Below are 6,083 nucleotides of genomic sequence, written 5' to 3' on the forward strand. Positions count from 1 at the left end.
ATTTTCGTTAATTGCTGCTATTATTGTAACGTGAAGTCGGGAAAAATAACACTTAGAATTCGATTATTGCTGATGATGGACATAATTTTGTTCAACGGCAGCCTTGTCTGCCTGCCACCAGGCACGATGTTCACGATACCACCGAATCGTCTGACCTAAGCCGGCACTAAAATCTTGGTAACGTGGTCGCCAGCCCAACTCAGTTTGTAATTTACTGGCATCAATTGCGTAACGTAAATCATGCCCCGGACGGTCTTTAACCCAATCAAAAGCATCAATTGGCTGTCCTAGTTGTTTTAAAATTGCTTGTAAAACAGCTAAATTAGTCCGTTCACCAGTTGCCCCAATAAGATAAGTCTCACCGATTCGCCCCTGGGTTAAAATAGCCCAGATTGCGGCAGAATGATCATCAACATGAATCCAATCTCGAACATTAGTCCCTTGCCCATATAATTTGGGCCGTCGTCCGGTTAAGACGTTAGTAATCTGACGTGGAATAAATTTTTCAATATATTGATACGGTCCATAATTATTAGAACAGTTAGAAATAGTCGCTTGTAAGTTGAATGACCGCACCCATGACCAGCAATGATATTGAAGCATTGAGCAACAACCCAATCTATTCATGAAACTAAAAAAGACACGTAGTGTTAGGATTTTGTTAATCAAAGAGGACGGTAGGATTTGAGCGTGTACATATAAGTGTATACGTTCCATCTAATTAAGTGACATTTTTCTACTAGTGAGGGGTCTGAATTTGTGGTATAATTCAAATTGGTTATTTTATCATAATTAGATTAAGTAAACAGAAGTGCAGGTGAGGGGTTTTACTTGAATCTTATAAAGATAAAATAAAAATTAGAATGGTTACTTAAACTTTCACATCAATTATTTGATGAAATAAGGTTCCGACAATAAAAGAATATTAAGTTGGATACTACATATGATAACTAAAATCATATGTAGTAAGTTTCAGCATCAAAACAAAAAAATTTTGAGGTGTATATCGGTCATGGAAATCAAAAGTAACAGTGAAGATCACAATAATGAAGTTGCATTTTCACTCTCTTACCGTCTTTGTAAACGTATTGTTGATATTGTTTTTTCCAGTCTTGCTTTAATAGTATTGAGTCCTATCTTTGTACTAGTGCTTATCCTAGATCACGTTGACCAATCAAGTCGAGGTCCACTCTTTTATAGACAAACTCGCATTGGACTACACGGAAAAAGATTCGGTATGTATAAGTTTCGATCAATGGTAGTAAACGCTGAACAGAAGCTTCACGCCAATAAAGAATTATATGCAATGTACGTAAACAATAATTATAAGTTAGAGCCTCAGGTGGATCCAAGAATAACAAAAATTGGTCGTTTTTTGAGAGAAACCTCGATTGATGAAATACCACAATTTATAAACATCTTACGTGGAGAAATGAGTATTGTAGGTCCTCGACCGGTTGTCGAAGAAGAATTAGTTGAGTACAATCAGAATAAGTTATTATCTGTTAAGCCTGGTGCCATGGGGCTGTGGCAAGCGAGTGGCCGTAGCAAGATTGGATACCCGGAACGCGCAAGAATTGAAATGAGCTATATTGATCGTGCAAATTTGTTTTATGATTTTAAAATAATTATTATGAACTTGGTTAATATTTTCCTTCGAAAAGGCGCTTACTAATGACATTATTCTAAATTAGTTAATTTCAAGGCAAAAAAATTAAAATTTCTGAAGTCAATCGCGTTTTATTCATAGAATCGATGTTAATCGCAAAACTTCAAAAAAGAGATTTGAAAGAGCCTTTACGCTCACTCAAGTCTCTTTTTTTGAGCCTGAATAAAGGTAAGCACCCAATGACTGACCGTCTATGATTGTTACTGAATACACAATATGATTACCTCATCAAATAAATGGTGAGGTTTTTTACTATAGATAACGCGTAATGCTAGTTCTGTAATATTTCTAGTGAAACAGTAAGCACCGAATAACTGACCGTCTATGATTGTCACTAAATACACGATATGATTACCTCATCAAATAAATGGTGAGGTTTTTATTATGGATAAACAGGATATTGTCAAAGTTGAAATGCCACATAAAGTTAGGTCGGCGGCGCCACAGGCGACGGCGACCAAAGCAGTTCAGCTTCGTGTTGGACAAAATAAGTCGGTCATCATTTACAACAAGGCCAGTGGTTATATTGTGGACGCACTATTAAAGGTGGTGTTTGACGATGCTCATTAATATGGATGCAGTTCATCAGACTTATATTGTTTGTGGAAAAATGGATTTACGCCGTGGCATTGATGCTTTGGCGGCCGTCGTACAGGAACAATTTGCATTATATCCATACAATCAGGCTTTATATCTGTTTTGTGGTACCCGAAAAGACAGTTTCAAAGCGCTATATTGGGATGGAGATGGCTTTCTATTGCTTTACAAACGGATTGAAGCCGGCCCCGACTACAGTGGTCGGTTAATCAAGGCGAAGTCCGAAAGCTAACCTATCTACAATTATCAAGACTGTTGGGAGGATGGTCACTGGATTTGACCATTCACAAAATCAAACCGCCAAAAGTAAATAAAACGCTTTCTGCCGGCGTCAGACTATGATAAACTCAATAACAAGAAAACATAGAATGAGTGGTTATATTATGACGCCAGAAGAAGAAATTGCCGACTTAAAAAAGAAGATTCAAGAACAGGCTGAGATCATTGACTTTTGACCAAACGACTATTTGGCCAAAAGTCAGAGAAAATTAATACTGATCAAACCTCTTTGTTTGATGAGGATAATAGTGTTTTTAGCCAACCAGAGCAAACTGGGCAAGAAAACCAATCAAATAAAGCTAAGCGGACACGGCAAGCAGTCGTAAATTCAAACGTTCCCGTTCAAGAGACTGTCATTGAGCTGCCGGATAAGCTGTGTCCAAACGGACACGGCTTAGTTGCCGTGGGTAAAAAACTTGCACGTGAAGAACTCCACTTCCGGCCGGTCAAGCTTTACTTAGAAAGAATCTACACAACGACATATAAATGCCCCTCATGTGAATTAATGGATGGTTTAGCTCATCTAATTCAATCACAAGCCCCAAAAGCGTTGATACCACATAGTTTGGCATCAATTTCAGTAATAACTGAAATTTTACATAAAAAGTTTGAACTAGGAGTACCCTTGTATCGAAAGCTCCAAGATTGGAAGCGCCTCGGCGTGGACCTAAGCGAAACAACTATCGCTAATTGGATGATCAAGATTAGCCAACTTATGGAGCCATTGTACCAGCAGTTGCGTCAGCAACTGGTTCAACAACCATGTCTACAAGGTGATGAGACGCCAATCGAGGTGTTACACGAACCTCCTCCTATATGTGGGTGATGCGTAGTGTTACCCATCAGGCACAGCGAGGAGTCTTTTATGCTTATGGCACTAGTCGTGCGGGCAGTTTCGCTAAATCACTTTATAATGGTTTCACAGGAACACTTCAATGCGACGGTTATTCCGGCTATAACATCCTAGATGATTCAGTCACCAGAGTCGGTTGTTGGGCTCATGTCAGACGGAAATTCTATGACGCCGCTAATTCCGGCAAGAGCTTTAAGATGAGTCCGCCATTAGCATTACTCAATAAAATGTTTCACAATGAACGCGAGTGGCAGCATTTATCACCACAAGTGAGACGCCGGCGTCGCCGCAGTCAGCAACGAAAACTACTAAAGCGTTTTTGGCGTTGGATCGATGCGGTCGATGTTTTACCTAAGAGTCGATTAGGCAAGTCCGTGGTTTATGCTCGAAATCAACGAGCTTCGTTGAATCGAATCATTAATAATGGTTCCGTCGACTGGAGTAACAATGCGTCGGAGAGAAATATGAAGACCTTGGTCATAGGGCATAAGAATTGGTTATTCAGTACCAGCCAAGCTGGTGCGATTTGGATGACTTTGATTGAGTCGGCCAAGGCCAACGGCATTGATCCGTCGGCATATCTTAAATGTTTATTGAAAAACATTCCACAACTTCCAACATTTTGCGAATCCGGCAGATCTAGAAGCTTATTTGCCATGGAACTTTAAACCAGAACCAAAAATGATCAGCAGTAGTAAACAAAGCGAAGTCGCTTAGATGCATGGACAAAACAGCCACGGCTCCAAAAACGAGAGTTCGGGGTGTTTTTCATTTTTCAATACGGTCAGTTATTGGGGGCTTACAGATTTCAGGCTATTTTTGTGAATAAATCGGGATAACAGCATTTATTTATATTATATATATATGTCTTCTTCAAAAAAAGAATCCGGATTGGTTTCAGTTTATATTCATAATTAAATGTCCCATTTTTCCAGTCTATCGTGATTGGTCAACCAATTTTTCCTTTATTTGTTGATATAATTATTTATACTAACAAACAAAGCCACTTCATTAACATAAGTAATCTCATGGGTTATATAAATTTCACAAGCCACTATTCTATCACTCTCAATCCCCTCTGAACTACTATGATACAATACTAGGGATGTTACTAAAAGCAGTGATATCGCTCGTTTTATTGAATCAATTTACTTGGAGAGCGCTACTATGAAAATTGTCCGTAACTATTTCTATACCGTTGGCTACAATATTTTAATATTACTAACACCCCTCATCACAGTACCGTATATTTCACGTGTTTTGGGTCCAACTGGTGTCGGCATCAACGCCTCAACCAACTCCGTCATCACCTATTTCCTCTTATTTGGGACAGTTGGAATTACCATTTATGGCAATCGCGAAATTGCTTTCAGCCGCGATAACCGAGCCAAACGTTCACAGAATTTCTGGGAAATTGAATTATTACAATTTAGTACCATCTGCCTCGCCTATTTGGGTTTCCTACTTTTCCTCTTCTGGGAAAACCAATTTAAATTGTACTTTTTTTATCAATCTTTCTATATCATTGCTGGTGCCTTCGATATTTCTTGGTACTTTATGGGTTTAGAAGACTTTAAAAAAACAGTTTTGCGCAATACTTTGGTCAAACTGCTGTCTTTGGTCGCCATCTTTACACTAGTTAAAACTCGCGCAGATGTAGGCGTTTATATTTTAATTTTGTCCGGATCACAAGTATTAGGAAACTTAACCTTGTGGCCTTATCTACGGCAATCGGTTGATTGGCCACGTTGGCGTCAACTACGGCCTTGGCGCCACTTAAGACCTTCAGTGGCCCTCTTTATCCCACAAATTGCCACCACCGTCTACTTGGCCCTCAATAAAACGATGCTATGGCAACTCGATTCCGTCACAGCGTCTGGCTTTTATGATTACTCTGACAAACTGGTCAAACTTGTCCTAGCACTCGTCACAGCAACTGGAACCGTGATGTTACCACATATTGCAAATTTATTTATGAAAAATCAGCTGGAAAAAGTGAAACAGTATTTATACGCCTCATTTGATTTCGTCAGTTGTATTGCCATGCCAATGGCCTTTGGGATTGCGGCCATTGCGACGACCTTGGCCCCTTGGTTTTTTGGCAAGCAATTTGCAGCAGTCAACACTATTCTGATGATTGAAGCCCCAGTGATCGTCTTGATTGGACTCAGCAATGTTCTCGGTCAACAATTTCTATTGCCGACTAAACGAACCAAAGCTTACACAATTTCGGTTACTTTCGGTGCCATTGTCAATATGATCTGCAATGTCCCACTAATTTTAGTCTGGGGGGTTCAAGGTGCCATGACGGCCACTTTGATTTCAGAATGTTGTGTCACGGGCTATCAACTCTATGTCACCCGCCACGAGTTGAATTTGCGCCCGTTACTTGGTAGCTTCATGAAGTACTTAGGGGCAGGCATCATCATGTTTATTGTGGTCTACAACCTGAACCTTAATATGCGGATTGGTGTTTTGAGTTTAATGACGCAAATGACCATTGGTGGTCTCATCTATGCCGGATTATTACTGATCCTTCAGCCTCAAATTTTCACGACTGTCAAAACATTAAAGAATCGCTAAAAAGGCAAACTGGGCGCGGCTCCGCGTGCACTGTACCCTGTCAAGTTGACACTTGAAATAATATAAAATTTGTTTGTCTTGTCTGTTTTATGAAATGGCTTG

At 39.6% G+C, this 6,083-nt stretch carries 6 protein-coding genes and 1 pseudogene; 6 read left to right on the top strand and 1 reads right to left on the bottom strand.

All coding sequences use genetic code 11. The annotated features are described in order from the left end of the window. Positions 1-63: 63 nt before the first annotated feature. Positions 64-627, bottom strand: a complete 564-nt coding sequence (locus tag FFM70_RS12700) for a dTDP-glucose 4,6-dehydratase (RefSeq protein WP_263390608.1) — start codon at positions 625-627, stop codon at positions 64-66. A 385-nt stretch (positions 628-1,012) separates the two neighbouring features. Here FFM70_RS12700 and FFM70_RS12705 point away from each other — a divergent pair, with 385 nt between their 5' ends. From FFM70_RS12705 to FFM70_RS12725, 6 genes and pseudogenes are all read left to right on the top strand, one after another. Beyond that, the gene (locus FFM70_RS12705; RefSeq protein WP_137617218.1) at positions 1,013-1,675 is read left to right on the top strand and encodes a sugar transferase; all 663 of its coding nucleotides are present in this window, start codon (positions 1,013-1,015) and stop codon (positions 1,673-1,675) included. A 378-nt stretch (positions 1,676-2,053) separates the two neighbouring features. Continuing rightward, a complete protein-coding gene (locus FFM70_RS12710) occupies positions 2,054-2,239 on the top strand; it encodes a hypothetical protein (RefSeq protein WP_137617219.1) in 186 nt (61 codons plus the stop codon). After that, a complete protein-coding gene (gene tnpB / locus FFM70_RS12715; protein WP_223877501.1) occupies positions 2,229-2,498 on the top strand; it encodes an IS66 family insertion sequence element accessory protein TnpB in 270 nt (89 codons plus the stop codon). The genes FFM70_RS12710 and tnpB overlap by 11 nt, the downstream gene beginning before the upstream one ends. A gap of 276 nt (positions 2,499-2,774) precedes the next feature. Next, a pseudogene (gene tnpC / locus FFM70_RS12720) lies at positions 2,775-3,940 on the top strand (IS66 family transposase); the annotation flags it as partial. Then, positions 3,929-4,066 (top strand): transposase domain-containing protein, encoded by a 138-nt coding sequence (locus FFM70_RS14065; RefSeq protein ID WP_263390609.1) that lies wholly within the window; start codon positions 3,929-3,931, stop codon positions 4,064-4,066. The pseudogene tnpC and the gene FFM70_RS14065, both read left to right, overlap by 12 nt. A gap of 499 nt (positions 4,067-4,565) precedes the next feature. Beyond that, on the top strand, positions 4,566-5,981 hold the full coding sequence (locus tag FFM70_RS12725; RefSeq protein ID WP_137617220.1) for a flippase: 1,416 nt from the start codon (positions 4,566-4,568) through the stop codon (positions 5,979-5,981). Positions 5,982-6,083 lie beyond the last annotated feature (102 nt).

This window comes from Lactiplantibacillus nangangensis (genome assembly GCF_005405065.1).
In the GTDB taxonomy this organism is placed as follows: domain Bacteria; phylum Bacillota; class Bacilli; order Lactobacillales; family Lactobacillaceae; genus Lactiplantibacillus; species Lactiplantibacillus nangangensis.